At 67.5% G+C, this 26,036-nt stretch carries 22 protein-coding genes, 1 tRNA gene and 4 pseudogenes; 10 read left to right on the top strand and 17 right to left on the bottom strand.

Going from position 1 to position 26,036, the window contains the following annotated elements:
• Positions 1-92: 92 nt before the first annotated feature.
• Both ISG29_RS17770 and ISG29_RS17765 read left to right on the top strand, forming a co-directional pair.
• Positions 93-380, top strand: a complete 288-nt coding sequence (locus ISG29_RS17770) for a hypothetical protein (RefSeq protein WP_194504790.1) — start codon at positions 93-95, stop codon at positions 378-380.
• Positions 377-1,597, top strand: coding sequence for an alpha/beta hydrolase family protein (locus ISG29_RS17765; RefSeq protein WP_194504789.1), 1,221 nt, complete (start codon positions 377-379; stop codon positions 1,595-1,597). Before ISG29_RS17770 ends, ISG29_RS17765 begins: the two co-directional genes overlap by 4 nt.
• A gap of 15 nt (positions 1,598-1,612) precedes the next feature.
• Here the strand turns inward: ISG29_RS17765 and ISG29_RS17760 are convergent, their stop codons facing one another.
• Positions 1,613-3,031 carry a vWA domain-containing protein gene (locus tag ISG29_RS17760; RefSeq protein WP_194504788.1) on the bottom strand — a complete coding sequence of 473 codons (1,419 nt, stop codon included), beginning with the start codon at positions 3,029-3,031 and terminating at the stop codon, positions 1,613-1,615.
• On the bottom strand, positions 3,028-3,906 hold the full coding sequence (locus ISG29_RS17755; protein WP_194504787.1) for an AAA family ATPase: 879 nt from the start codon (positions 3,904-3,906) through the stop codon (positions 3,028-3,030). The genes ISG29_RS17760 and ISG29_RS17755 overlap by 4 nt, the downstream gene beginning before the upstream one ends.
• Positions 3,907-4,008: 102 nt before the next feature.
• Between ISG29_RS17755 and ISG29_RS17750 the strand changes: the two genes are divergently transcribed.
• Positions 4,009-4,386 carry a hypothetical protein gene (locus ISG29_RS17750; RefSeq protein WP_194504786.1) on the top strand — a complete coding sequence of 126 codons (378 nt, stop codon included), beginning with the start codon at positions 4,009-4,011 and terminating at the stop codon, positions 4,384-4,386.
• A 15-nt stretch (positions 4,387-4,401) separates the two neighbouring features.
• Here the strand turns inward: ISG29_RS17750 and ISG29_RS17745 are convergent, their stop codons facing one another.
• From ISG29_RS17745 to ISG29_RS17730, 4 genes are all read right to left on the bottom strand, one after another.
• Positions 4,402-5,079, bottom strand: a complete 678-nt coding sequence (locus tag ISG29_RS17745; protein WP_235960290.1) for a class F sortase — start codon at positions 5,077-5,079, stop codon at positions 4,402-4,404.
• 69 nt (positions 5,080-5,148) lie between these two features.
• Positions 5,149-5,943 carry a nuclease-related domain-containing protein gene (locus tag ISG29_RS17740; RefSeq protein WP_207793301.1) on the bottom strand — a complete coding sequence of 265 codons (795 nt, stop codon included), beginning with the start codon at positions 5,941-5,943 and terminating at the stop codon, positions 5,149-5,151.
• 14 nt (positions 5,944-5,957) lie between these two features.
• Positions 5,958-6,158, bottom strand: a complete 201-nt coding sequence (locus ISG29_RS17735; protein ID WP_194504785.1) for a hypothetical protein — start codon at positions 6,156-6,158, stop codon at positions 5,958-5,960.
• Between the two features lie 48 nt (positions 6,159-6,206).
• Positions 6,207-6,929 (bottom strand): transporter substrate-binding domain-containing protein, encoded by a 723-nt coding sequence (locus tag ISG29_RS17730; RefSeq protein WP_194504784.1) that lies wholly within the window; start codon positions 6,927-6,929, stop codon positions 6,207-6,209.
• A gap of 132 nt (positions 6,930-7,061) precedes the next feature.
• On the opposite strand from ISG29_RS17730, the gene ISG29_RS17725 reads away from it, so the two are divergent.
• A complete protein-coding gene (locus ISG29_RS17725; RefSeq protein ID WP_194504783.1) occupies positions 7,062-7,478 on the top strand; it encodes a helix-turn-helix domain-containing protein in 417 nt (138 codons plus the stop codon).
• 834 nt (positions 7,479-8,312) lie between these two features.
• Positions 8,313-8,455: pseudogene (locus ISG29_RS17720) on the top strand (ISL3 family transposase); the annotation flags it as partial.
• A gap of 2,205 nt (positions 8,456-10,660) precedes the next feature.
• Here the strand turns inward: ISG29_RS17720 and ISG29_RS21890 are convergent.
• From ISG29_RS21890 to ISG29_RS21885, 3 genes and pseudogenes are all read right to left on the bottom strand, one after another.
• Complete coding sequence (locus ISG29_RS21890) at positions 10,661-10,954, bottom strand: MauE/DoxX family redox-associated membrane protein (RefSeq protein ID WP_407940238.1); 294 nt, start codon at positions 10,952-10,954, stop codon at positions 10,661-10,663.
• Between the two features lie 505 nt (positions 10,955-11,459).
• Positions 11,460-11,738: pseudogene (locus ISG29_RS21105) on the bottom strand (IS30 family transposase); the annotation flags it as partial.
• A gap of 188 nt (positions 11,739-11,926) precedes the next feature.
• The gene (locus ISG29_RS21885) at positions 11,927-12,178 is read right to left on the bottom strand and encodes a SelB domain-containing protein (RefSeq protein WP_407940239.1); all 252 of its coding nucleotides are present in this window, start codon (positions 12,176-12,178) and stop codon (positions 11,927-11,929) included.
• A gap of 718 nt (positions 12,179-12,896) precedes the next feature.
• Between ISG29_RS21885 and ISG29_RS17710 the strand changes: the two genes are divergently transcribed.
• The 4 genes and pseudogenes from ISG29_RS17710 to ISG29_RS21875 form a co-directional block, all read left to right on the top strand.
• Positions 12,897-13,820: a type IV secretory system conjugative DNA transfer family protein gene (locus ISG29_RS17710; protein ID WP_194504781.1), complete on the top strand. Its 924-nt coding sequence runs from the start codon at positions 12,897-12,899 to the stop codon at positions 13,818-13,820.
• 211 nt (positions 13,821-14,031) lie between these two features.
• Positions 14,032-14,895 (top strand): annotated as a pseudogene (locus ISG29_RS21880) (replication-relaxation family protein).
• Between the two features lie 137 nt (positions 14,896-15,032).
• Positions 15,033-15,410: a hypothetical protein gene (locus tag ISG29_RS17695; RefSeq protein ID WP_207793300.1), complete on the top strand. Its 378-nt coding sequence runs from the start codon at positions 15,033-15,035 to the stop codon at positions 15,408-15,410.
• Positions 15,411-15,418: 8 nt separating this feature from the next.
• Positions 15,419-16,474 (top strand): annotated as a pseudogene (locus tag ISG29_RS21875) (recombinase family protein); the annotation flags it as partial.
• Between the two features lie 93 nt (positions 16,475-16,567).
• Here ISG29_RS21875 and ISG29_RS17680 read toward each other — a convergent pair.
• A complete protein-coding gene (locus ISG29_RS17680; RefSeq protein WP_194504779.1) occupies positions 16,568-16,738 on the bottom strand; it encodes a hypothetical protein in 171 nt (56 codons plus the stop codon).
• Positions 16,739-17,030: 292 nt separating this feature from the next.
• Positions 17,031-17,120 (bottom strand) — tRNA-Ser (locus tag ISG29_RS17675).
• A gap of 90 nt (positions 17,121-17,210) precedes the next feature.
• On the opposite strand from ISG29_RS17675, the gene ISG29_RS17670 reads away from it, so the two are divergent.
• Positions 17,211-18,503: an HNH endonuclease gene (locus ISG29_RS17670; RefSeq protein WP_194504778.1), complete on the top strand. Its 1,293-nt coding sequence runs from the start codon at positions 17,211-17,213 to the stop codon at positions 18,501-18,503.
• 32 nt (positions 18,504-18,535) lie between these two features.
• Here the strand turns inward: ISG29_RS17670 and xylB are convergent, their stop codons facing one another.
• From xylB to ISG29_RS17640, 6 genes are all read right to left on the bottom strand, one after another.
• Complete coding sequence (gene xylB / locus ISG29_RS17665) at positions 18,536-19,954, bottom strand: xylulokinase (protein ID WP_194504777.1); 1,419 nt, start codon at positions 19,952-19,954, stop codon at positions 18,536-18,538.
• Between the two features lie 37 nt (positions 19,955-19,991).
• A complete protein-coding gene (locus tag ISG29_RS17660; protein ID WP_194504776.1) occupies positions 19,992-21,524 on the bottom strand; it encodes a mannitol dehydrogenase family protein in 1,533 nt (510 codons plus the stop codon).
• Positions 21,521-22,444 (bottom strand): carbohydrate ABC transporter permease, encoded by a 924-nt coding sequence (locus ISG29_RS17655; RefSeq protein ID WP_194504775.1) that lies wholly within the window; start codon positions 22,442-22,444, stop codon positions 21,521-21,523. The genes ISG29_RS17660 and ISG29_RS17655 overlap by 4 nt, the downstream gene beginning before the upstream one ends.
• Complete coding sequence (locus tag ISG29_RS17650) at positions 22,441-23,442, bottom strand: carbohydrate ABC transporter permease (protein WP_194504774.1); 1,002 nt, start codon at positions 23,440-23,442, stop codon at positions 22,441-22,443. Before ISG29_RS17650 ends, ISG29_RS17655 begins: the two co-directional genes overlap by 4 nt.
• A 158-nt stretch (positions 23,443-23,600) precedes the next feature.
• Positions 23,601-25,004 (bottom strand): ABC transporter substrate-binding protein, encoded by a 1,404-nt coding sequence (locus tag ISG29_RS17645; RefSeq protein WP_328829699.1) that lies wholly within the window; start codon positions 25,002-25,004, stop codon positions 23,601-23,603.
• Positions 25,005-25,073: 69 nt separating this feature from the next.
• The gene (locus ISG29_RS17640) at positions 25,074-25,835 is read right to left on the bottom strand and encodes a DeoR/GlpR family DNA-binding transcription regulator (protein WP_194504773.1); all 762 of its coding nucleotides are present in this window, start codon (positions 25,833-25,835) and stop codon (positions 25,074-25,076) included.
• Between the last annotated feature and the right edge of the window lie 201 nt (positions 25,836-26,036).

Below are 26,036 nucleotides of genomic sequence, written 5' to 3'. Positions count from 1 at the left end.
CGCAGGCGGTCGTCCACAGGAACGGAGCGCGGCCGTTGACACGCCTCCCGCCCTCTCGCACGCTCCGGGTACGAACCCACCCGGAGGCCACCATGCGACCCGACACGACCGCCCCACCCCCACCCGATACCGACTTGCTGCACGCGTGGGCGCAGGCGCTGCGCCGCACCGCCGCCTCCTTGGACGACGAGGCGCATGCGCTGCGCCACATGGTCGACACCGTGCCGTGGCAGGGTCGAGCGGCCGACGCGGCACGGGGTGAGGGGCGTCGGCTCGCGGCGCAACTGGCCGGAGCGGCCGACGCGCACCTCGCGGCAGCGGCGGCGTTGGAGGTGCACGCGCTGGCTGTGGGCGCCGCCGCCGCGGAGGCCGCCGCGTGAGCCGCGCCGACGCCGGCGGCGGCGCCCGCGCGAGCGCGGCCCCGGTCGTCTCCGTGGTGGGCGGTGTGGCCGGCGTGAGCGCCAGCTGGGCCGGAGCGGAGTCCCTGGCGGGCACCTTCGACCAGCTGGGCGAGCTCGCCGAGCGGCAGGCCGCCGCGGTGCGCGAGGCGCGCGCCACACCGGCGTTCGCGGCCAGCCGTACGTGGTGTCCGCCGACCCACTCCCTGGCCGTGCTCGCCCTCGTCTCGGCCGGCGAGTCTTTGGGCCGTGTCGCCGAGAGCGCACCGAGCGCAGCGACGTCCGTGCGCCGAGCCGTGGGGCTGCTGCGCGCAGCCGACGAGGCCGCCCACCTGCTGCTGCACAGCCTGCTCGGCGCGCTGGTACTCCTCCCGTCCGCCGCCGGGGTGCTCGGCGGTCTCTACCCCGCCACCCCGGTGCGCGTCGTGCCGCGCGGTGACCTCCTGGCCGGCGCCTCGGGGCGCGCGCCGTCCAGCATCTACGACCTGCTCGAGCACCTCGGCCAGCTCAGCGCCCTCTCGCCCGGGGACTCACCCGACAACGGCACCATCGAGGTGCAGTCGTTCACCGGGCCCGACGGCGTGGTGCGCCACATCGTGTACCTGCCGGGCACCGACGACATGACCACGCTGCCGTGGACGGCCGACGACGACGTCCGCGACCTCGGCGCGAACCTCGACCTCGTCGGCGAGCAGCCCGACCGGTACACCCAGGGGGTGCTCGACGTCTTGGCACAGATCGGGGTGCAGCCGGGCGAGCCCGTGCTCATGGTGGGGCACTCGCAGGGCGGCATGGTGGCGGCCGGCGCGCTGGCCCATGGCTCGCCCTATCACGTGAGCCACGTGGTGACGTTCGGGGCACCGGTCGGGCAACTCGGCGGCCTCCCGGCCGGGAGCCACGTGCTGAGCCTGGAGAACGCGGGCGATGTCGTGCCCCACCTCGAGGGCTCCGCGAACGCCGACTCGCCCCAGCACACGACGGTCACGTTCGCCGGCGGCACCGGCGGGCACCCCGTCACCGGCTTCGGCAGCCAGGTGCTCGGACACCACTCCTACGAGGCGTACGCGCACGGGGCCGCGGCGGTCGACGACTCCGGCGACCCGTCGGTCGCCGAGCAGGTGTCGAGCCTGCACGCGGCGGGGTTCCTCGGGCACCAGGGTCCGGTCGAGCACCAGGTGTGGCAGGTGCTCGGCGGGTGAGGCCCGGGCTAGGAGTCACACGAGGCGGTGCACGAACTCGCTGAGCTGGGTCAGGTTGCGGCACTCGACCATCGGCACGACCTCGCCGTAGCGGGTGGCCGCGGAGTCTCCGGTGTCCCAGTGGCGGCGGTGCTCCGGGTTGAGCCACCACGCGTGCCGGCACTCTTCGGCGACCTCGCGCAGGGTGTCGAGAGCGAGGTCGGAGTAGTTCGACCGGGCGTCGCCGAGCACCAGCAGCGCGGTCTTGGGGCCGAGGGCGTCGCGGTGCTCCTCGGCGAACTTCTCGATGGCGCGGCCGTAGTTGGTGCGGCCCCACAGCGCCGCCTGCGCGGTGCTGGCGGCGAGCTCGGTCATCACGTCGACGAGATCGGCACCGGGACGGAAGTGATGGGTCACCTCGTGCACGTGGTCGATGAAGGTGAACGCGCGCACCCGCTGGAACGACTCGCGCAGGGCGAAGACCAGCATCAGGGTGAACTGGGCGAAGTTGGCCACCGACCCGCTGACGTCGCACAGCACGACGAGCTCGTTGCGGTGAGGTCGCTTCGGCTTGTGGTGGGTGGTGAGTGGCACGCCGCCGGTCGACACCGACGCTCGCACGGTGCGGCGGAAGTCGAGGGGCCCGCGCCCACGGGCGTGGTGCTCCCGGGTGAGCCGGGTCGCGAGCCGCCGGGCGAGCGGGTAGACCTCGCGGCGCATCTGCTCGAGGTCGGTGCGGCGCATCGAGAGGAAGTCGAGGGTGTCGATGGTGGGCTTGGTGGCGACCGCGGCCACGTGTTCGGCGCCCTTCTCCTCGCCGATGCGGCGACGAGCGTCGTCCTCGACGCCGCGGGTGAAGCCGCCGATGCGCCGGGCGGCGGTGCGCTCCGCGCGCTCGTCGTCGATGCCGGCGTCGATGAGCCCCTGCACGATCTGGTCGACCAGCTCCTGCGGCGCGACCCGGCGTAGCGCGGTGTACGCCGACCACGACGAGAGGCCCGGGCCCCGGCCCGGCATCGCGCCGAAACGGGCGATCGCCTCGCGGGCCAGCAGCTCGAGGCGGCGCTCGTCACCCTCGAGCAGGGCGGCGAGCAGCTCCTCGCGGAACGCCTGGAGGGCAGCCCCGTCGTCGCGGGGGCGCTCTGCTCCCGCCTCGTTCGTCCCGGCCTCGTCGCCGGTCAGCGAGCTGCCGCCGTCGCCCACCAGCGGCGGGAAGTAGAGGTCGAAGAGCGCGTCGAAGGTCGTGCGCTGGGCGTGCCGCTTGACCGTCGCGGCGGCGTAACCCGCACGCACGATGTCGCGGTCGGCCCAGTCCAGCGCGCCCACGGCGGTCACGGCGTCCAGGCCCTCGACGAGCGAGACCGGCAGGCCGGCCGACCGCAGCGCCTCGAGGAACGCGAGGTGGCGAGCCAGCAGACCCGACTCGCTCACGCCGCCGTCCTGGGCGGGGCTCATGACCGGGCCAGCCGGAGCTCCTTGACGGCCCGGTCGACGTCGGTGGCGTGCTTGAGCACGACCCCGAGGGTGGCGGTGACGGCGGCGTCGTCGAGGTCGGCGATCTCGAGCGCGATGAGGGTGCGCGCCCAGTCGACCGACTCGGCGATCGAGGGTGACTTCTTCAGCTCCAGCTCACGCAGCCGGCCGACCGTCTCCACCAGCTGGCGGGCCAGGGCGTCGTCGAGCCCGGGCACCTGGGAGAGCACGATGTCGCGCTCGCGCTCGGCGTCCGGGTAGTCCAGGTGCAGGTAGAGGCAGCGGCGCTTGAGCGCCTCGGAGAGCTCACGGGTCGCGTTCGAGGTGAGCACGACGAGTGGACGCCGCACCGCCGCCAGGGTGCCCAGCTCGGGGATGGTGACCTGGAAGTCGCTCAGCACCTCCAGCAGCAGACCCTCGACCTCGACGTCGGTCTTGTCGACCTCGTCGATGAGCAGCACCGTCGGCTCGTCGCGCCGGATGGCGGTGAGCAGCGGCCGGGAGAGCAGGAACTCGTCGGTGAAGATGTCGTCGTGGGTCTCGTTCCACGACCGGGTGTCGGTGTCGGTGGCCTGGATGCGGAGCAGCTGCTTCTTGTAGTTCCACTCGTACAGCGCGCGGGCCTCGTCGAGCCCCTCGTAGCACTGGAGACGCACGAGCTCGGCCCCGGTCGAGCGGGCGATGGCCTTGGCCAGCTCGGTCTTGCCGACGCCGGCCGACCCCTCCAGCAACAGCGGCTTCTCGAGCGACCCGGCCAGGAAGGTCGTGACCGCGGTGGGAGTGTCGGCGAGGTAGCCGGACCCCGTGAGCCGCTCGGATGCCTCGGCGGGGGACGCGAACCAGGTGGGGGCGGGCATGGCCTCATCCTCGCCCACGACCGGGGGCGGCAGGGTCTGTGGGGTTGCTCACGATGGTCTACACCAGCGTGACCCGTGCGGGCCGGGGCTCGTTGCCCAGGCATGGACGTCACCCTCCCCGACCGCCGGCAGTCGCTGCGGATCCTCGGCCTGGTCAAGGCGTTCATCGTCGGCGCCGTGTTCGCCGTCGTCGCCGTCACGGCCTCGTTCAACGCCCTCGGTGGCACGACCACCGCCGCCCCCAGCGCGACACCCACCCCGGTGCAGAAGGTGGATCCGGCGTTGGTGCGCCTCATGGGGCAGCACCAATGCTCCACCAGCGGGTTCGGCGACACCGCTATCCCGGCGTCCGCGCTGCTGCGCACCCCGGAGGGTCACCTCGAGCTGGTGTCGTTCGATCGCGGCTGGGCCGCCCAGAACGGCGACGCGCCCGGCGAGCTCGTGGCCGTGTGCCTCGACCGGCCGACCTCGCAGGGTTAGAGGATCTGGTAACCCCTAGCCCACCGGATCGGCCGTCACCACGACGTTGGAGAGGTAGCCGGTGCCGTCCCAGTCCTCGCAGGTCAAGATGACCAGGCGGCCGGGCACACTCTGACTGAACAGCTGCTGGGCGTCGCTGGCGATGGTGCCCTTGCTGTAGACCTGCACGTCGCTGACCCGGTAGGCGAGCGTGCTGCCGCCGTCCTCGAACCGCACCGGGTCACCGGCCCGCATGGTCTCGAGGTCGTCGAGCGCTCCGCCGCCGGTGTGCACCGTGTGACCGACCACGAGCGCACTGCCGGTCGCGTCGCCGGGTTGCGCGCCGGCCGCCCACACGCCGATGGTCTGCGGGTCTGATGGCGGGGTGAGCACGCCACCGGGGGCCTCGATGCTCAGCACCGGGGCGTCGACGCCGAGACGTGGCACGATCAGCCGCCGCGTCACGCCGGGCTCGTAGACGACGCTCGCGGCGGCCGTCGTGTCGACGCTGGGCGAGGGCGCCGGCGGCGTCAGCACCACGCCGGGTTGCACCCGCTGGGGCGGCGCCACCGCGCGGGCCGGCGTCGCCTGCTCAGGTGCGGCCTCCCGGGCACCGGACGCCGCGAACAGCACCATCACCGCAAGCACCACGAGGCCTGCCCCCGCCCAGACGGGCTGGGGGTGCGCGGCGTACCAGGCTCGGATCCGAGACATCGGGCCAAGGATGCCTCGCTCACCGTGGGCTGCGCCACCGCCTTGGAGGTGCCTGCCGGCCCGCGAGCTTCAGGGCCGCCAGGTGGTCGAGCGGCGAGCGGCGTCGTACAAAGCGGTGACGGTGGGCTCGTCGAGGATGTCACCCAGGGCAAGGAGCCAACTGCTGAGATTCCTCCGCCAGGTGACGTGTACGCCCTTCGGCTGGTTCTTGACCACCAGATCGGTCGCGTTGACCGTCACGACCAGACCCTCCACGCGCACCGGAACCCCACTCGCGGCCTCGAGCAGAGCCGAGGCGCGCTTCGCTTCGTGCCGACTGTTGCGGATATAGGGCTGCTTGTGGCCATCGACCATGAACGTGTCGCCCGAGACCCAGACCTTGGCCCGCGGATGGTGCTTGGTGTTGATGGTGAACACGCCGCCGGGCCCGAGCACGAGGTGGTCGATGTCGGAACCGCGGGTGCCGACCGGGATCGCGTGCAGCACCCGCCAGCGCGGATCCTTCCGGACGACCTTCTCGAGTCGCGCCGCCACGAGTTCCTCGCCGTCAGCACCGATCCGCCAGGCCCGCTCCTCGGTGTGGACGCCGACCACCCGCGCCAGGGTCGAGCGCAACGGCGCTGCGGCGTGAGCCGACCGGGCGCGATCTCGCGCCTCGGCTCCGGCCGCCTTCGTCGCGAGGTCGACCCAGGGGCGGGCGGGCTCCTCCTGCTCGCGCCACGCCGTGACGGCTTGCGTCAGTGAGGTCAGGAGTTCGGGGCCCTCCGGGTGCGGCTCGTCGATCGTGAGGTGTCCCGGGTCTAGCCCACGGCACCGAAGCGAGCGGGGCGTTCCACCGAAGCCCGACCGCTCGATCACAGGCACGGGCCCGCGCTTGTTCAGCCGTAGGGGAACTGCGATATCCAGTCGAGAATCCGGGACAGACCGTGCGCCAGGCTCAGGGCGACGAGGAGCACGCACACCACGAGAAGGCCACTCGCTGCCCAGACCGCGCGAAGGCTGCTCCTCGTCGGAGGCCGCGACCGATCCTCGCCGTCGAGGATCGCCGAGAGGATGCCGTCGTCGGGCCTGCTGGGCATGGCCGGACGCTAGCGAGCGCCGACGCGCGGCGACCTGAGCAGCAGTACTCAGGCGGGTGCAGCGACGGCCGCGTCAGCCTGTCCCGACCGACGTAGCGCCTCGGACACGAAGCCATTGACCTTGAGGTTTTCGACGGTCGCACGCAAGAACGCCACGGTTTCCGGTCGACGCGACTTCGTGGTGCCCACCGCCTGCTGGATCTGCATGAACCGCTCGTCGAACAGGCGCACGTCTGCCCGCTCCTGCACGAAGGCCGTCATCGGCTGACGGATTCCCGCCGCCACGTCCAGTTCCTCGTCGAGGAACACGTCGACGCCCTCTTCGCCCCGCACCACGTCGGCGTGCTGGAGGGTGCGAGTGAGGTAGAGGTCGTAGGCCGAGCCGCGCTTCACCCCGATCCGGACGCCGGACCGGTCGATGTCGGCAAGCGTCTGGACGGCCGAGTCCGCAGGAACCACGAACACGCCTTCGATCACGACGTACGGCGCCGTGAATGCGACCTCCGCCTCGCGGGCGGGATCGATGGCGAGGAAGCAGATGTCAGCGTCGCCCGCCGTCATGGCCTCCAAGGACTTGCGAGCCGCGTCGAAGCAGACCAGTTCGACCGGCAGGCCGAGCCGCCCGCCCACCTCTCGCGCGAGGTCGACGGTGACGCCACCGGGATCCTGCGCGCTGCCCCGTGCCAGCACGGGATTACCCAGGTTGATCGACGCGCGAAGAACACCCATGGGCGCGAGGTCGGTGGCGAGGCTCCACGCGCCGGTCGTCATGCTCGCGACCCTGGCCCGTAGGCGGAATCGGGTCGGGAAGCAGCGATGCCGCCCCGTGGACCCGCTTCCGGGCCACCAGACGGCTTCGCTGGGACTTTCGTCTCTCGGGTTACAGATTTTCGTCTGTAGCCCATGGCGGGCCAACTGACGCAACGTTGGACCCAAAGTGTCTGGGGTCAGGCTGCCACCCTTGTGGCCGACGGCCCCTTCGACACCCCCGTTGACCGCCCAGGCAGGCCCCGCCAGCACCAGGTCCGCCTGCAACGCGAGCAGGTCGACAACCTGGTCGAGCGCTATCAATCCGGCCTGTCGGTCAACGAGGTGGCAAAGGAGTTCAACATCAACACCCAGACCGCGACGCGCCACCTGAACCGACGTGGCATCAAGAGCCCCAACCACTACCGCATCCCCGAATCTCGGCAGGCCGAACTCCTTCAGCTCAAAGCCCAGGGACTCAACACGGCGGACATCGGTGAGCACTTCGGCTGTAGTCGAAGCTCGGTTCAACGAGCGCTACGTCGCGCTGCACGGTCATCGCTCAGCTCGTGACGTCGCCCTGCTTGCCAAGCTCCTCAGCTGCTTTGAGGAGTGCTCGCGCCATGCCATCGACATCGATCTCTGGCCGCACCACGGCGATCGTGACAACTGCTCTCCGCTTCCGGGGCGGAGCCGATGCTGCTCGGCTCGGTATGACGATCGCCCACTGGCGCTGCAGCTTCCGCAGCGCACGACCGGCACACTGCGGCAGGCTCGGTTGCTCGGTAGTCACCTGTTGGCGATGCGCGAGTAGCTCAGCATCCGTTAGGACTGTCCAGCTCGGCACAAAGTACTCATGCAGGTGCGACTGATCCCGTGGACGAAGGAGCCCGAACACCGGGTGCTGCTCTACCCACAGCTCCACCAACCATTTACGCTGCAGGAAACATTTGTAGGCGGCAAGTCGGGGCATTCTCTATCTACAATCCCCCCCCCCCGCGAAATCAAGAACCTAGAGTCGCTCTTTGAGCCAGGTTCAGATTGTCTTTCCAACCAGCACCGATATGGATTGGAGATTTTCATCATGAATCAGTGATTGTTCTTGTCGGTTACCAATTTCACCCGTCCGTGCCAAGTCTGGACCTTCTCCTCGGTCTCGATGAACCACGGGGAGCGGAGAGGTTTCTCGCAACTGATTGCATGTTGCACAATCATCTTCTTTACGCCCCAATATGCTTCAGGTCGTTCGCACCGTCCAGCTCGCAGCTAAGTAGAACTTTCACTTATCCGGCTCCTCCTCATTCGCGCCTCAACACGCGGAATATCTCGGCGGCTGAAACCGCCGGTCACCCGGATCACTTGCAGTCCATCGGCCTTCCCGCTTCGACAGGCCGACACCAGAAACGCCCCCAAGAGGCTAGCGATGGGCGCCTCGAACACTTGCGCGGATCCGCGCTCAAAGTCGGGAAGCTCACGGACTACATCGACCGCTGCCTGCTCTCGAAAGAGGCGGCTTTATACCCCAGCTCCTACACCCTCGATTCGCATAAACCGCATTCCGCTAACATCGACACGTTTAAGGACTCACTGGTGCAAATACACAGTGCGGAATGTCAGACCTGCTACGGCAACAAGTAAGACGGCCCTCCAAAACCATGTCTCCACCCGAGTGAATGCCTCTGACCACTCTAGGTCAAAATCATCATACGAGCGAAGGAGTGGAACCAGGGATCGACCAATGCCGAAACCGAGGCCCACTAAAAGCGAAGTACCGACAGAAAGAAATAGCACAACACCCAATACCAACAGATGAGGCAAAACGGTTGGCATGAATGTCCTTGCACCTGTCCCCATCTCAAAGCCAAACTGCAAACCCCCCAGCCGCGGCCCACGCCGCGAAACTGCCTGGGGTACCTGCCTTCGATTCTGGGACAATCTCCGAGACATCGGAGGTCGTCCCACTCCCAGACTGCCCAATAGAAGCGCAGCCAGGACAAAAGTTTGAATCTGGGGATCCCAGTTCAACCACCAGCGCAGCGTGCTGGCACCGAGCAACCACAGCGCAAACGCCATTGTTGCACCGCCGACCAGCAGACCGGCTATGAAGTACGAGCGACCGAGGCCTCGCCAGACCGACGAGATCAGCATAGCTGAGTTGTGACTTCAAACAGACCCTGACAATGAGTACGCTGCCGCAAGTGCAAACAGCACCCACCATGTTGCGCCGGCAACCGCAGTATGTCCAGACATAACGAGCGATGCAGGGACAAACAGAAGCAATGACAATATCAGAATCGCATAAACAGTGGGGTGCCTGTGCCATGGGACGCTACTTACTGGGCTTAAGCTCATCGCAGCGATCGCCGTAACAGTTGAGAGGCGAAAACACTCGAAGCGTGATTCTCGTAACCGGACTGCTTATAACTGAGCAGCCGCGCGATATCAACAACATTTGATGACTTAAGATCCAGCACACTTAGCCTGGTAGGGCCACCCTGGACACCGGCGGCAATAAGTGTAGGCGCTAGGGGCTGATCATAGAAAGGTACGTAGCCCTTGACCGCGATATCGTGCAAGACGGTGCCGTTATGTAGGCTCAAGAGAACAAACTCAAAGGTGGGACGACTACCGGTTCTCTGCGGGCCGCTAAGTAGCAACTCACTTCTATTGACTGCCAAAACACCCGTCTTTCCGCGGTCGATCCCTAAACGCGCGACGCACGATTTAGTGACTGTAACCGTAGACGAAACATCAAAGCTTTTGATCAGGAACTGCATTCCCGAATCTTTCGATCGCTCGCTTACGTACAACGCAGTTTGCTCATTAGCGGCGAAGACACCCTGCTCTTTCCGCGCTAACGGCAACGTGACTGGGAGTCTGTTCCCGTCCCGGTCGAAGAGCCTTGGGCGAGCTCCAGGAACCTGAATTAGAAACGACAGACCATCCGGCGCCCAGGACACGACGGAACGGCCGGTGGGCGGAACCAGCGGGGGCGACAGCTCACCCGACTGAAAGTTCAGCAGACGCGTCCGATCGCCGTAAGTGACAAGCCACCGCGAACCGTCTGGACTCAAGGAACCGCTTCTCAGCTGCAGATACTGCGAAGTACCTCCCATGTCGCGCCCAGATAGACTCCTCCATACCCCGTCCACTCCCAAGAACGTCAGTGGAGTGTCAACGGTGGGCTCGACCGCTCCCGGTTCACCCCAAAAGGCGATCATGACGACGTGCCCGGGCAGATTCCGCATCAATGGCAGGGCATCTGCCACTATATCTCCTGCAAAACCCAGCTGAAAAGGCAGCGAATCAGTCTTGCGAGACGCTGTCGACTCGGAATTGACGTACTTCGGATTTTCCGTCGCGTCGCAGGGGTCTTCACTTGTGGAGTGAGAGGGCGAGTTGCTCGCCGGAACATGAGGGCGGTCATCAGTAGTCGCAGAACAACCAGCTGACGCCCAGACGATACAAAGCATCAAGAACACGGCAGGCCGGCAGCTCAACATCCAGCAGGGCTCCCCGCACCCGGATCGCATCCGTCAGGTGTAAATTGGTTATATGGGAGACTACTTGCAGCGGGGTCGTGTCCACCAAGCATTTGGCGACATGCGGTGTTCACGCGGGCTACCTCGTCACCGTCGCGAAGAGTAATTCTCTGTCCATCTGAGCAGCGCCTCGACTTCTTGTTCTGCCAGGCGGGAGACAGGTCGACTTTCCATGACCACGCATTTTTGCCAGCGCAGCTCGATGCCCGCCGGTTATAATTGTAGGCAAGTGTTGAACTCTGCGGGACGACGTCCTTTCTGTGATACTACCGAGGGCCCGGTTCTGAAAGCGCCAATACCTACTATGCCCGCAATCCCCACACCCACCTCAGCCCAAGCAAACACAAGGGTTGCGGGTCGATGAAGGCGGAACGGCACCACACCATGAGCCACGATTGAGGCACGAAACTTGGCTAGCCCTCGCACGTGGCTGCTTCCCGCTACTAACAACATCGTGAAGGAGAGTGCACAGGAACAGACTAAAGCCCCTTGTGCGACCAACTTCATCTGGTGCTCCCGAGCTGAAGGTTTCCTAAGTATGAACTAGTACGAGGGAGCGGCAAGCTCGTGTCAAGGGGCGGATCTGGGTTGCTATGTCGGTCTAGACCGGTTTCTATGTGACGTGGCGGGCATGCAACGCTGGATCGAGGGCAGACTAGAGCGGTGGACGCAGGGAACTCTGGGAGCTTCTCTCACGGTGTAGATGGCCCAGTGTCTGGCGCGACCGCCCGTCAGGCTGCCAGGATCGAGTCGAGTTTTCGCGCTCACGACGCTCAGATCGCTGCCCTTAGACAGGTGCTGGTCCTCGCCAACACACCGTTGGTGCACTCGATGCTGCGGTGCGGGAGGTACAAGATCAAAGGGTCGTCCTGGTCGACCGTCAACGAGTATTCCGACTGCGCTGTGGCTTCCCTCGCCGAGGACACGGTCGCCTAGTGGCTCGGCTCGTCTCGATCGTCGGGTTTGTCGGATCGCTCAAGGCGCATCACCGTGCCGGGGGCATTGGTCGCCCAGCCTGACCCAGGTTCTGGGCAATGGTGGTGAAAGTGTGGCGGCAGATGAGGCCCAGCAAGATGTGCCCGCGCCCATCGATCCTCCGCCGTCCCTGGCGTGGCTTCCGGCCGAAGGGCCTGGCGTCGAGGTGCCTACCACAGCGGGCTATGATGCCAGCCCAACGGTGCGCTGCGCGCGATCTCCTTGGCGATCTCGCGCCAGACTCCGGCCCCCCGCGTGACACCTGAGCGCGAGTTGCCCTTGCGCCCCGATTCAGATGACCGCACTTGTCCTGCATCCGGATCCACTTGTGATCAGTGACTGCTTCAGCTCACAGTACTCGATGCGACCACCTAGATCCGCCTCACATCAACGGCACCCGCAGCTTTCGAGAGCCCCCATGGCCTAGATCTAGCCCCCGAGAACAATATTGAATGCGCCCTAGTAGCAGCCGGTAACGCGTGAGAATCACGTGCTCGAACTCGGCTAATCAATGGGGGGCTGCCCACTTCCGATCACTATGCGCCTCCCGTCAGGAAGCTTCTTTGTCCCGCCAAGCTCATCTAGTCGCTGAAGCAAAGCCAAGCAAACGCGGCGATTCGTTCGTAAAGCTATTCGCGCTTCACTCACAGAGAATGGCTGAGAGAGCCCCGTGACGATTCTTAAAGCTTTCGTGGCAGCATCACCCCGCAAAATGATGTTCCCCGGCAACTGAAGAATCAGTCCGGACACCCGCATGTCTCGAAGAAGACGCGGGTGTGCAAGTAGATACGAGTTAGGTTTTTCGGCAGGAGTTTCGAACTTTCCCCTGCCGAAAAATGCTGAATCGCGCGCACTAAGCAGTTCGCTATCTAGGTCTCGAGCAAGAGCAGGTCTGATAAACCCTTGCTCAAGCAACAACGAATGGTCCATCAAAGCGAACACTAATGCAGGGTCCGGAATTCGAAGTTCACGAGCTGCTTCCTTTGGTGTCAATGCTCGGACTCTCACAAGACCCTTCAAGCCCGTCAGTTTTACACGCGCACAATCGCCGTCCATGAGCCAACCACCAGCTTTAACCGTATCCCCGGAGATTTCTTCAAGTGACACTCCAATTCGCCGCGCGTGATCGCGAGAGATGACGCCTCGAAGTCGGAGCTCGGCAGCCAAAGAGCCGTCGTGGGTCGAAATGTCTCGCTTGTGACCGGGCGGGCAAGGATCCAGCACAGTCACGCCCCAAATGCGCCGTCGTCCCGGATCTCGGAGCAAGCCTCGATCAAGCACGCGGAGCGGTAAGGGACCGTTCAAAGTAAGTCGGATTACGTCCGGCGCCAACACGCGTGCCCGGGTTCCCAATTTCGCGCTGCCTACATGGAAAATCGGCTGCCGGCGGACTCAGGACATACTCCACTCGGGACTGCTTACACTCGCACGTGTCGGTACGCAGAAGCAGCGCCACGGCGAGCTGCCCTACACGTTGCTTGACCTGCCGAGACTGTTCACCGACGCCAGCTTCCGCCGCTCGGTCATCGGGCATGTCGCAAGCGATCCGGGGCTGGGGCAGTTCTGGTCCTGGTACGAAGGACAGACAGTGCAAGCGCAGGCCCAGGCCCTCGCCGCACCTCTTAACAAGCTGCGTCAATACCTGCTTCGGCCCAGCCTGCGACGAGTCCTCGGACAGCCAAAACCCATCTTCCGATTTCGTGACGTCTTCCGAGACACCAAGGTCGTGCTCGTTCCGCTCAATGAGTCGCTGATCGGTCCCCTGACGGCCCAGCTGCTTGGGGGCCTCGTCGTCGCAGAGACATGGTCCGCAACGCTGGAGCGGGCGTCTGAGCTCGACCCAACGAGTCGGCCCGCGAGCGTCTGGATCGATGAGGTCCAGAACTACCTGCACCTCCCGACCTCCTTCGACTCAGCCTTGAATGCCAGCCGTTCGATGGGCGTCGGCTGGCATCTCGCCCACCAGTTCAAGGCGCAGTTGCCAGCCCAGATGGCTGCCGCCGTCGACTCGAACGCACGCAACAAGATCGTCTTCCGTGCCCTCGACCCCCGCGACGCCGCCGCCACAGCCCGGCAAGCGCCCAACCTGGCCGATGTCGACTTCCTGAGCCTCGATCGCTTCCACGCCTACGCGACGCTCGTGGTCGGCGGGGCGTCCCAGCCCTGGTGCTCGCTCGTGACGCTCCCGCCACCGACCGCGACCGGCCTCGGCGAGCGCATCCGCCGGGCCTCCCGCGATCGCTATGGCGCAGCAATGCAGGTCCACGAGCGGGTCGTCGAAGGCGAAGCCGTTCCTTCCCCCGCAGCCGATCTACGAATCGGTCGCAAGCCGCTTCCGACGGGGAGTGAGCACTGCCGCGACAACGTGCCTAGCACGGGTGAGGAGACGACTCCGTGAGCGAAGACAACCACCGCAACATCCGCGCACTCAACGCGAAGAACGACAGACGAACCGATCGACGAACCGCGTTGCTGACTTCCAGCCGTTCCCGCAGCTCAACCCCGATTCACTCGCCGCTCCGGGAAGGGACTGACCCCGCAGTGCGGGGACACAACGACGCGGCGAGCGGCGAGCGGGACGGCCGCAGACCGCGCGATTGGAGAGGTGAGTGAACACACGACGCATCCACCAACTCAGCGAGGCTTTAGGAGCACGGGACGAGCAGATCCTGACGAGCTTGGAGCGCTTCAGGCTCCTCGATACGCATCAGCTCCAACGACTGCATTTCGCCAACGCTCACGCAACGACGCTCGCGGCCGCTCGGGCCTGCAACCGCACGCTGCGGCGACTCGACGACCTCGGCGTCATCACCAGCCTCGAGCGACGTATTGGCGGTGTAAGACGCGGGTCTGCCAGCTACGTCTGGCAGCTCGCTTCCCTCGGGGAGCGCTACCTCCGCGCTGTCCACGGCCGCGCTCGACGCAAGCGCTACCTTGAGCCCGGTGCACAGTTTGTAACCCACACCTTGGCGGTCAACGATCTCGCGGTATCGCTGGCGGAAGCCAACCGCGACCTGCCTGGTTTCACCCTGAATTAGCTCGGCGTCGAGCCGCGCAACTGGCGTCGCTTTCTCGGCCAGGCCGGGGAGACGAAATGGCTCAAGCCAGACCTCCACGTCGTTACGACGTACGCGCCGTTGCCGGGGAGGGCGGATTTCGATAGCGCCTATGAGGAGCACGCCTTCGTGGAAGTCGACCTCGGCACCGAGCACCTGCCCCGCATCCAGACTAAGTGCCTAGCCTATGCGGCGTACGCCGCCACGGGCGCGTACCAGGCCAAACACGGCATCTTCCCGGCCGTGGTGTGGGTAAGCCCCGATCCGGCCCGCCGCGCCGCCCTGCGGGCCGCTGTGGCCGCGACACCGCGCTTGCCTACCGGCCTGTGCCACGTTGCCAGCCCGGCCGACTACCTCCAGGCCGTCACAGGCCGCCCGCCGCCATTGACGACAGGCCCAGGCTCATCTGCCAAATGACCCCTGTTTGCTCAGGTCAGACCGCATTTTCGACTGGACAGGTCACTCGAATCGAGCGTCAATGTCCGACGAGCCCACGAGGTTCTGACCCCGGCGGGCAGAAACTCGAACAACTAACCGAAAGGAGTACTACGCCTATGCAAGAACAACCACATCAGCCGAAGAACGCCGCGCCAGAAGGCGCAACCGATCAAGAACAGCAGCACTTCAAGACACTGGCCGTCCGCCTCGACGAGGGCGCCCACGCGCAGCTGCGGTTCATTGCGCAGCTCAGAGGCAACAGCATTGCCGACGAGATCCGACGGTCCATCGAGGACCGGATCAATGCGGCGCAGGACGACGCTGATCTCATCGCCCGCGCTCAAGAAGCACGCCAAGAGATTGAACGCGAAGCAGCCGCCCGCACGGCCGCCATCGCTGGCTTCATCGGCCAGACGGTGACCAGCCCTCCCGCCGCCAAGACCGCAGCCAAACCACCGCGCGCCCGACGCCAGTCCGAGGCACGAAGCGAGTAGGAACGCTCATGCCGAGAAGCTCTCCCGAGACCGCAGCAGTCGAGGCCCTCATTTACCTGCGAGTCTCGACCGCACGCCAGGCGACCAAGAACGGCGAGGCGGAGGGCTACTCGATCCCCGCGCAACGTGAGGCCTGCCTCCGCAAGGCTCGTGAGCTCGGCGCCGAAGTCGTCGACGAGTTCGTCGACGCTGGCGCGTCAGCCCGGTCGGCAGATCGCGTCGGCTTGCAGGCCATGCTTGAACGAATACGCCAAGGCAACATCGCCTACGTCATCGTGCACAAGTTGGACCGGCTAGCGCGCTCGCGAATCGATGACGCCGAGATTGCCACAGTCTTTCACCTAGCGGGCACCACGTTGGTGTCTGCGAGCGAGCAGATCGACGACAGCCCTTCCGGCACCCTGCTCCACGGCATCATGGCGGCAATCGCTGAGCACTACTCGAAGAACTTGTCTCACGAAGCCAAGAAGGGCATGGCCGAAAAGGTCCGGCGTGGCGGCACGAACGGGGTCGCTCCGCTCGGCTACCTCAACACCGTCGAGCGCCTCAACGGGGTCGAAGTGCGGACCGTCTCGATCGACCCCGACCGCGCCCCGCATGTGCAGTGGGCTTTCGAGCAGTACGCCACCGGCGACTGGTCAATCTCCGGGTTGCGCGACGCACTCGAGGAGCGCGGCTTCAAGAGCCGCACGACGCGAAAGGTCGTCGGGAAGCCGATCAACACGAGCCAGGTCCATCGGATGCTGAGCCACCCGTACTACAAGGGTCAGATCGTCTTCAACGGCGTGATCCACGACGGCACGCACGAGCCGATCATCGACGAGGTCTTGTGGCAACAGGTACAAGACATCCTCGCTGGTCGGCGCATCGCCGGCGACCGCTCCTGGCGGCACACTCACTACCTCAAGGGCGCGCTGCGATGTGCGCGCTGCAAGGGTCGCATCGGATTTGCCACCGCCAAGGGTCGTGGCGGCGACTACGACTACTTCTTCTGCATCGGCTCTCGCAGCGGGCGGTACGACTGTGAACTTCCCTACCTTCCGGTCCCGGAGGTCGAAGACGTTGTCCAGCGCCAGTGGGACGTCGTGCGGTTTACCGACGACGAGGTTGAGAAGTTCAGCAGCAGAGCCCGCAGCGACCTCCGCCGCTCCGCAGAGTCAGGTGGTCGCCTCATTGCCGACCAGCGACGTCGCCTGGCCGAGCTCGAACGACACAAGCAGAAACTCGTCGATGCCTACATGGCTGACGCGCTGCCGGTCGATGTGCTGAAGGAAAGACAGTCGAAAGTCGGCGCGGAGATTGCGGACGCCAGGCGCCTCATCCAGCACGCTCAGACCGAAAGCGACGAGGTCTTCGCCCGGCTGGAGCAGGTCATCTCACTGTTGCGCTGCGCTCACGAGCTCTACGCCTCCTGCGGCCCGCACTCTCGCCAGATCCTCAATGGCGCCGTGTTCGAAGCCTTCTACGTCGACAGCCGCACCGACGGCTGCGGACCCGCTCCCGGCGTCGCCGAGGCGCTCCTTGCGCCGGTCGTGGCTGCCGTGGTGACAGCCACCAGGCCGGACAACGAAGGAACCCCCACCGAGCGCAAGCTCGACGGGGGTTCAAACGTGAATCACTTGGCGGTGGCGGTGGGATTTGAACCCACGGTGGGTTTGACCCCACACATCATTTCGAGTGATGCACCTTCGGCCGCTCGGACACGCCACCGCCGGAGAGGTTACCGGAGGCCGGTTGGGTCGGCGAAATCAGTCGATCTGGACCCTTGTGATCGAACATCTGTTCGATTAGGCTGGGGACATGACGCCTCCGAGCACCGCCACACTGCGCGAGCAGGTGCACCAGCGCGTCACCACCGCTACCACCTCCCACGAGCCAGGCGACGCGCTCGAGGCCCTCGGCGAGCTCGAGGCGCTGACGAACACCATCGCCGCCGCCCAAGCCCGACTCGCCCACCACGTCAAGCAGTGCCGCATCGCCGAGCGCGAGCATCAGCCGGCCGCACGACGCACCCGCGGCATCGGCCACGAGATCGCCCTCGCCCGCGCCGAGTCACCCCACCGAGGCCAACGTCACCTCGGCCTCGCGCACGTGCTGGTCGAGGAGATGCCCCACACCATGGCCGCCATGGAGGCAGGACGGTGCACCGAATGGCGAGCGACCATCCTCGCCCAAGCCACCGCCTGCCTCTCCCTGGCCGACCGGCGACGCATCGACACCGAACTCATGGCCGACCCCGACACCACCAGCGGCTGGGGCGACCGCCGCCTCCACGCCGAAGCCGACGCCCTCGCCTACCGGCTCGACCCCCACGCCACCCTGAAGCGCCGAGAAGCAGCCGTCGCCGAACGGCACGTGTCCCTGCGCCCCGTCCCCGGAGCAGCCGGCGTCGGCATGACCCGCCTCTCCGCACTCCTCCCCCTCGAACAAGGCGTCTCGGTCATCGCCACCCTCGGCCGCATCGCCGACACCGCCCGAACAACCGGCGACCCCCGCACCCGCGGGCAGGTCATGGTCGACGCCCTCGTCTCGCGCGCCACCCAGCCGGCAGCAGATCTCGCGCCTGCCGAGCCCGTGATCCCGATGAGCGTGAACGTCGTCGTCTCCGACGCCGCCCTGCTCGACGTCCTCGGAGAGGACGGCGACCAACCCGGCTGGATCGACGGCGTCCCGCTACCCGCCGACACCGTCCGCGACCTCATCGACCGCGCCCAGGAACGCGGGCTCGCGAGCCTGCGCCGCCTCTACGCCGCCCCCGACACCGGCGAACTCGTCGCCATGGAGTCTCGCGCCCGCTGCTTCCCCGCCGGGCTCGCGACGTTCATCACCCACCGCGACCGCACCTGCCGCACCCCCTACTGCGACGCGCCCATCCGGCACATCGATCACCGCCGACCCCACGCAGAAGGCGGGCCCACCTCGGTCGACAACGCCGACGGACTCTGCGAAGCCTGCAACCACGCCCGCCAGGAGACCTCCTACCGAGCCCTGCTCGCCCAGATCAGGTCATCCAACGCCCCACCCGGGCAGCCCCGCCCCCAACGTCACCGCCACCAATGGCCCCGGTTCGAGTTCTACTTCACCGCCGCCTGATCACGAGTGCACCGTGCCTGCGCGTTCGGACGTTAAGGATGCATCCGTGTGCGCAGATCTGCGTGGGCCGCACGCACCCGCGCGCCGGCCGCCCCGCCGTGCGGCTCGACGACCTCGGCGCCCCCCTGGCTCCACTCACCCGGAGCCGGTCCGCCAGCCGCCGCCAGTGCCTCGGCCGCCTGCCGAGCCGCCCCGAGAGCGACGTACTCCGCCGCCGGCGGCACCACCACCGGCACGCCGAACACCTCCGGTGCCACGGCCTGGACGGCGGGCGAACGCGCCGCGCCGCCGATGAGCACCACGCGCTCCGCGCTGACTCCCTGACGCACCAGCGCGTCGAGACCTTCGGCGAGACCGCACAGCATGCCCTCGACACTCGCACGCGCGAGATTGGCCGGTGTCATGGAGTCACGGGTGAGCCCACCCAGCGTGCCGGTGGAGTCGGGCAGGTCGGGCGTACGCTCACCGTCCAGATAGGGCAGCAGGGTCAACCCGCCCGCGCCCGGAGCGGCGGCGAGGGCGAGGTCCGAGAGCCCGGCCAGGTCGGTGCCGAGCAGGTCGGCTGTCGCGCCGAGCACCCGGGCCGCGTTCAACGTGCAGACCAACGGCAAGAACGCACCGCTCGCGTCCGCGAAGCCCGCCACGAAGCCCGACGGGTCGTGCGTGGCGCGGTCGTGCACCGAGAACACCGTGCCCGACGTGCCGAGCGAGACCACGACGTCGCCCGGCCGCAGCCCGAGTCCCAGCGCCGCGCCCATGTTGTCGCCGGTGCCAGCCGCGACGAGCATGCCGAAGGGAGTCTCGCCAGCGGCCTCGGTCGGGCCGAGCACGCGTGGCACCGCGACGGCGCGACCGAACGCCCGCACCAGCAGGTCCTCGCGGTAGGAGCCGCTCTCGGGCGACCAGTAGCCGGTGCCCGACGCGTCTCCCCGGTCGGTCGTGACCTCGCCGGGCCGCATCCGGTCGTGCCCGAGGATGCGCGCAGTCACCCAGTCGTGTGGCAGCACCACCTGAGCCGTGCGCGCAGCGGCATCCGACTCGTGCTCGGCGAACCAGCGCAGCTTCGAGACGGTGATCGCCGCGAGCGGCACGGTGCCGACCTCGTCGGCCCACGCCGCCGGCCCGCCGCACTCCTCGACCAGTGCGGCGGCCGCATCCGCCGAGCGGGTGTCGTTCCACAGCAGCGCCGGCCGGACCACGGCGCCGTCGTCGTCGAGTGCCACCATGCCGTGCTGCTGCGCCGACACCGAGATGGCCGCGACGTCGTCGAGGAGCCCTCCGGCGGTCGCTGAGGAGAACGCCGCCCACCAGTGCTCGGGGTCGACCTCGGTGCCGTCGGGGTGCGCGGCCCGCCCCTCACGGACGACGACACCCGTGGCCGCGTCGACCACCAGCACCTTGGTGGACTGCGTCGAGGAGTCGACGCCGGCGACGAGCGTGGGTCTGGTCATCGACTCCAGCCTAGGCCGCGACACACACCCCCAGGCGTCACCCGCGCGCTGCCCATGCCTCCAGCGTCGCCCGGGCACCGACCTCGTGCAGCGACCGCAGTGCCGCGAGATAGGGGCCGGTGAAGGCCGGCGTGTCCACGAGGTCGCCGAACAGCGCGGGGTCACGCAGGAACGCCAGCTCGTCGGCACCCTCGCCGAGCTGGGCGGCGGCACGCTGCATCACGACGTCGCGCCGACGGTCGACGACGTCGATCTCCTCACCCTGCTCGTCGATGCCCTCGGCGTACCGCGCCCACGAGGCCACCACCAGTGCGGCGCGGTCGACAGACCCCCCGGCTGCGAGACGTTCGGTGATGACCGGCACCAGCCACTTCGGGATCCGGTCCGAGCTCTCCGCGCACAGCCGGGCGAGCGTGTCGCGCACCTCGGGGTTGGCGAACCGCTCGATGAGCTGCCGGCGGTACTGCGCCAGGTCGACGCCCGGCACCTCGCTCAGCGTCGGCGTGCCCTCGTGCTCCATGTACCCGAGCAGGAAGTCGACGAACAGCGGGTCGTGACACACCTCGTGCGCGTACCGGTGGCCGGCCAGATAGCCCGGGTAGCACAACGCCTGGTGGCTGGCGTTGAGCAGCCGTAGCTTCATCAGCTCGTACGGGACGACGTCGGGTACCACCTGCACGCCGACCTCCTCGAAGGCGGGACGCCCGGTCGGGAAGGCGTCCTCCAGCGCCCACTGCGTGAACGGCTCGCACACCACCGGCCAGGCATCCTCGACGCCGAACCGGTCGGCCAGCGCCGCGCGGTCGTCGTCCGTCGTGACCGGCGTGATGCGGTCGACCATCGAGTTCGCGAAGACGACCTCGCGCTCGATCCAGTCGGCCAGGTCGGTGCCCTGCCGCTCGTCGCGCAGCCGCGCGAACGCACCGATCATCTGGTGCGCCACGTGCCCGTTGCCCTGGATGTTGTCGCACGACATCACCGTGAACGCCGGGACACCGGCCTCGCGGCGCCGCGCCAGGGCCTCGACCACGAAGCCGAACGCGGTGGTGGGCAGCTCGCCCGCCCCGAGGCCCAGGTCGTGCTGGATGCCGGCGTCGTCCGGATCGAAGTCTCCGGTGACCTGGTTGACGTGATACCCGCCCTCGGTGACCGTCAGCGACACGATGCGTGTCGCCGGGGCGGCCATCAGGTCGAGAACCTCCTCGCCCTGCGCGGGCGCGTGCAGGTAGTCGACGATCGAGCCGATGACGCGTGGCTCGAGGTGGCCGTCGGGGTGCTTGACCACGAGCGTGTAGAGGCCGCCCTGCGCGCGCATCACCTCGGCCATCCGGGCATCCCCCGGCAGAACCCCGACGCCGGTGATGCCCCAGCCGAGCACCTCGTCGTCGCCGGGCGAGGCGTTCATGAGCGCATCGACGTACATCGCCTGGTGGGCGCGGTGGAAGCCGCCCACCCCCAGGTGCACGATGCCCGTGCGCACCCGGGATCGGTCGTAGGCGGGCACCGGCACCCGGTCGCCGATGTCCTCCAGTGTCTCCGGGGCGAGGCGCTGGAGAGTCTGCTGGCTCACTTGACCGCTCCCAGCGACAGACCGCGCACCAGCTTGTCCTGGGCGGCGAAGCCGGCGATCAGCACGGGCAGGGAGACCAGGGTGGAGGCGGCGCACAGCTTGGCCAGGAAGAGTCCCTGGCTGGAGATGAACCCGACCAGGAAGATCGGCGCTGTCGACGACACCGTCGCGGTCAGGTTGACCGCGAACATGAACTCGTTCCAGCTGAAGATGAAGCAGATGAGCGCGGTCGCGGCCAGGCCGGGGCTGATCATCGGCGTGACGATGCTCCACATGGTGCGCAGGAAGCCGGCGCCGTCGACCTGGGCGGCCTCGAGGATCTCCTTGGGGATCTCGGCCAGGAACGACTGCATCATCCAGATCGCGATCGGCATGTTCATGGCCGTGTAGAGGATGACCAGCGTGTAGACGTTGTCGAGCATGCCCACCCGCTTGACGATGAGGTAGATGGGCAGCAGCGCCGCGATGGGCGGCAGGAACTTGGTGGAGAGGAAGAAGAACATCGCGTCGGTCCACTTCTCCACGGGCTTGATCGACAGCGCGTAGGCCGCCGGCACCGCGAGCAGCAGCACCAGCAGGGTCGAGACGCCGCTGGCGATCGCGGAATTGGTGAGGAAGACGCCGGCACCGCGGTCGAAGACCTGCAGGTAGTTGTCGAAGGTGACCGGCGCGAACGGGGACGGCGGGTTGGTGGCGGCGTCGGCCTCGGTGTGCAGCGAGGTCAGGACCATCCAGACCACGGGGGCGACGAAGACCAGGGTGAGCACCCAGGCCGTCAGGGCCCAGCGCCAGGAAGCACGCTCCTGGTCGGCGCCGCGCAACCGGGCGCGCCGGCGTCGCGGCGGGGCGGACGTCGGGCTGGGCGCGGTGTCCGGGGTGGTGGCGGGGACGGTGGAGGTGTCGGTGGGCGTGGTCGTCATCGGGTGTGCTCCTCGGTGAAGAGGGACGAGATGGTGCGCAGCGCGAAGGTCGCCACGACGATGGATCCGACGACGACCACGACGCCGGCCGCCGCCGCCTCGCCGTACTCGTACTTGCGGAACATGGTCAGGTAGATCTCGTAGGGCAGGTTCGTCGTGGCCGACCCGGGCCCGCCCTGCGTGATCGTGAAGATGGCGTCGAAGGTCTGCAGCACGTAGATCGAGCCGAGCAGCACCGACAGCTCGATGTAGCGGCGCAGGTGCGGCAGCGTGATGAAGCGGAAGATCTGGAAGCCGCTGGCCCGGTCGAGACGCGCGGCCTCGAGCACGTCGGCCGGCTGGGACTGCAGCCCGGCCAGCAGGATCAGCATCATGAACGGCGTCCACTGCCAGACCAGGGCGGCGACGACCGCGGTCATCGGCGTGCCCGAGACGTAGTCGACGACCGGGCCCTGGTCGGCGCCGAACAGCTGCCAGACCCAGTTGAGGACGCCGTTGAGCAGGCCGTAGTCCGGGTTGTAGAGCGCGTGTTTCCACAGCAGCGCCGAGGCGACCGGCATGACGAGGAACGGCGCGATGAGCAGCGTGCGGGCCACGCCGCGCCCGGGGAACTTCTTGTCCAGCAGCACCGCGAGCAGCAGGCCCAAGAGCATGCTGACCACCACGACCGAGGCGGTGAGCACGACGGTGTTGACGACCGCGTGCCGCAGCCGGGTGTCGGTGAACACCGTGGCGTAGTTCGAGAAGCCGGCGAAGGAGTTGAACGTGCCGAGACCGATGAAGTCCTTGTCGCCGGGCCGCAGCACGTTCCAGTTCAGGAACGAGATGCCGATGGTGACCAGGAACGGGATCTGCGTGAGGACGATCGTGAAGACCAGGGCGGGCAGCAGCGGCCCGCGACGGCGCCAGCGCTCGCCGGAGGCGAGCTTGCGGGCGGGAGGGACCGGCGTCGGTGCCTGCCTCGTTCCCGCCGACGGCGGTGCGGTGGTGGTGCTCATGGGGCCTCCCGAAGGCACGGGGCCGCCGATCGGCCCCGCCGGTGGTGCTGGAGTTCGTGCTGGGGTCGTGCTGGGGTTCGTGCTGGGGTCGTGCTGGGTTGGAATGCCCGGGCGCGGTCGGCTGGACCGCCGCGCCCGGGCCGCTCAGGGGTGGAGCGTCACTGGTAGTTCTTGGCGACGTCCTCGGCCTCGCTCTGGCCCTGGGCCAGGGCGTCCTCGACCGAGCCCTTGCCGGCGATCACCGCGGCGATGGACTGCGAGACCTTGGTGCCCAGGTCGGCGAACTCGGGGATGCCGACGAACTGCACGCCCACGGTCGGCCGGGGCTGGACGCCCGGGTCGGTCGGGTCGGCCGCCTCGATGGAGGCGAGGGTCAGCGGGCCGAAGTCGCCGGCCGCCTTCTCGTACTCGGGGATCTCGTAGGTGCTGGCCCGCTTCCCGGCCGGCACGCGCGACCAGCCCAACTGCTCGCCCACGGTCTGCTCGTACTGCTTCGAGGTCGCCCACTTCATGAACTCGGCGGCGTTGTCCTTGTTGTCGGTGTCGGCGGGCATGGCCCACGACCAGGTCCACAGCCAGCCCGAGGAGTCGGTCTCCTTGACCGGTGCGTAGGCGTAGCCCACCTTGCCGGCCACCTTGGAGACCGAGGAGTCCTCGAGCGAGCCGGCGGCCGATGTGGCGTCGTACCACATGGCGACCTTGCCCTGGCTCATGGCGTTCAGGCACTCCGTGAAGCCGGCCTGCGAGGCGCCGGGCTCACCGTGCTGCTTGATCAGGTTCACGTAGAAGTCGACCGCGTCGGTGAACTCGGGGCTGTCGACCTCGGGGGTCCAGTCCTCGTCGAACCAGGTGCCGCCGAAGGTGTTGACCACCGTCGTGAGCGGGGCGAACATCTCGCCCCAGCCCGGCAGGCCGCGCAGGCAGATGCCCTTCATGCCCGGCTCGGCGCCGTCGACCTTGGCCGCGATGTCGGCGACCTCGTCCCAGGTGGGCTTCTCCGGCATGGTGAGGCCCTCCTGCTTCAGCACGTCCTTGCGGTACATGAGGAAGGACGACTCGCCGTAGAACGGCAGGGCGTAGAGCTGACCGTCGGAGGAGAGGGACTCCTTCATCGGGTCCAGCAGGTCGGCGGCGTCGTAGTCGGCGTCGTCGTCCACGTAGTCGTCGAGCGGCTGGAGCCAGTCGTTCTTGGCCCAGATCGGCACCTCGTAGGCGCCCACGGAGACGACGTCGTACTGGCCGGCACCGGTGGCGACGTCCTGGGTCACCTTGTCGCGCAGCTCGTTCTCCGGAAGGATCGTGTAGTCGACCTCGATGCCGGTGTCCTTGGTGAAGGTGTCCTTGGTCAGCTTCTCGATGTCCTCCATCTGCGGGTTGCCCACCATGAGCACGGTGACGGCGCCACCGCCGCCGTCCGAGCTGCTCCCTCCACCGCCGCCGCCGGCGCCGGCGCAGCCGGCCAGGGCGAGGCCCGCGACTCCGACGACCGCGGTCATCGCGATCTTCTTGTTGTAGCTGCCCACTTCAACCTCCATGCAGTGTCGGGCGAGGTGACCGGTCACGGGCGTGACGGTCGAGCCGGGCGTCGAGGACGACCGGTGTTTCTGGTGCTCTGTCGAGACGGGGCGGCGCTAGGCCCGCATCACCTGCGGACCCAGGGCTGCATAGCGGTGCGCGTCGTTGGTCGAGAGGCCGGTGTCGGTCACCAGCGCCTCGAAGTCGGAGATCTGGGCGAACCGGCAGAAGCTCGAGACGCCGAACTTCTTCGAGAGGCCGACGAAGATGCGCCGGCGACTGCGCTCGACCACGAGCCCCTTGACCGCGGCGACGGCCGGGTCGGGGGTGGTGAGCCCGTGCTGGCGGGAGACGCCGTTGGCGCCGAGGATGGCCAGGTCGATGACGAGGTCGCCGAGCATCGAGGTGGCCCAGTGGTCGACGGTGGCCAGGGTGCGACCGCGCACGCGGCCGCCGAGCAGCAGCACGGTGACATCGGGGCGCTGGGCCAGCGAGACGCCGGTCTGCAGCGACGAGGTGACCACGGTGACCGGGCCCTCGGGCTCGAGCGCCTCGGCGACCAGCTGCGGCGTGACGCCCTCGTCGACGTACACGGTCTCGGCACCGTCGAGCAGGCCGGCGGCGGCGTGCGCGATGCGGCGCTTCTCGCCCACGAAGGAGCTCTCGCGCTGGGAGAGCTCGGTCTCGAAGCCAGCGCTCTCGACGGGGTAGGCCCCGCCGTGCACCCGCTGGACCACGCCGCGGTCGGCGAGCAGGCGCAGGTCGCGGCGCACCGTCTCGGGCGCCACGCCCAGGTCGGTGGCGAGACCGACGACGTCGACGCGACCGTCGTGGCGGGCGCGGGCGAGGATCTCGCGTTGACGCTGCATCGCCTGCATGCCACCTCCTCGGTCGTGGGCGCCGATACCGTGCCGCGTGGGGTGTGACCCCGGTCACGAACCGAGTATGGCCCGGACGGGCCCGGTGCACCCAGCCCGACCGGGGGGTTCTGGTTGCCCGGTTGTTGCCCGTTTCTCAGCTAGTGAGCGGCCACGACGGCATGCCGTGCCCGATCTGGTGCCCGATAGCGACCTGCTACT

The organism is Nocardioides acrostichi (assembly GCF_015319165.1).
GTDB lineage: Bacteria > Actinomycetota > Actinomycetes > Propionibacteriales > Nocardioidaceae > Nocardioides > Nocardioides acrostichi.
This window is presented reverse-complemented; position numbering and strand designations above follow the sequence as displayed.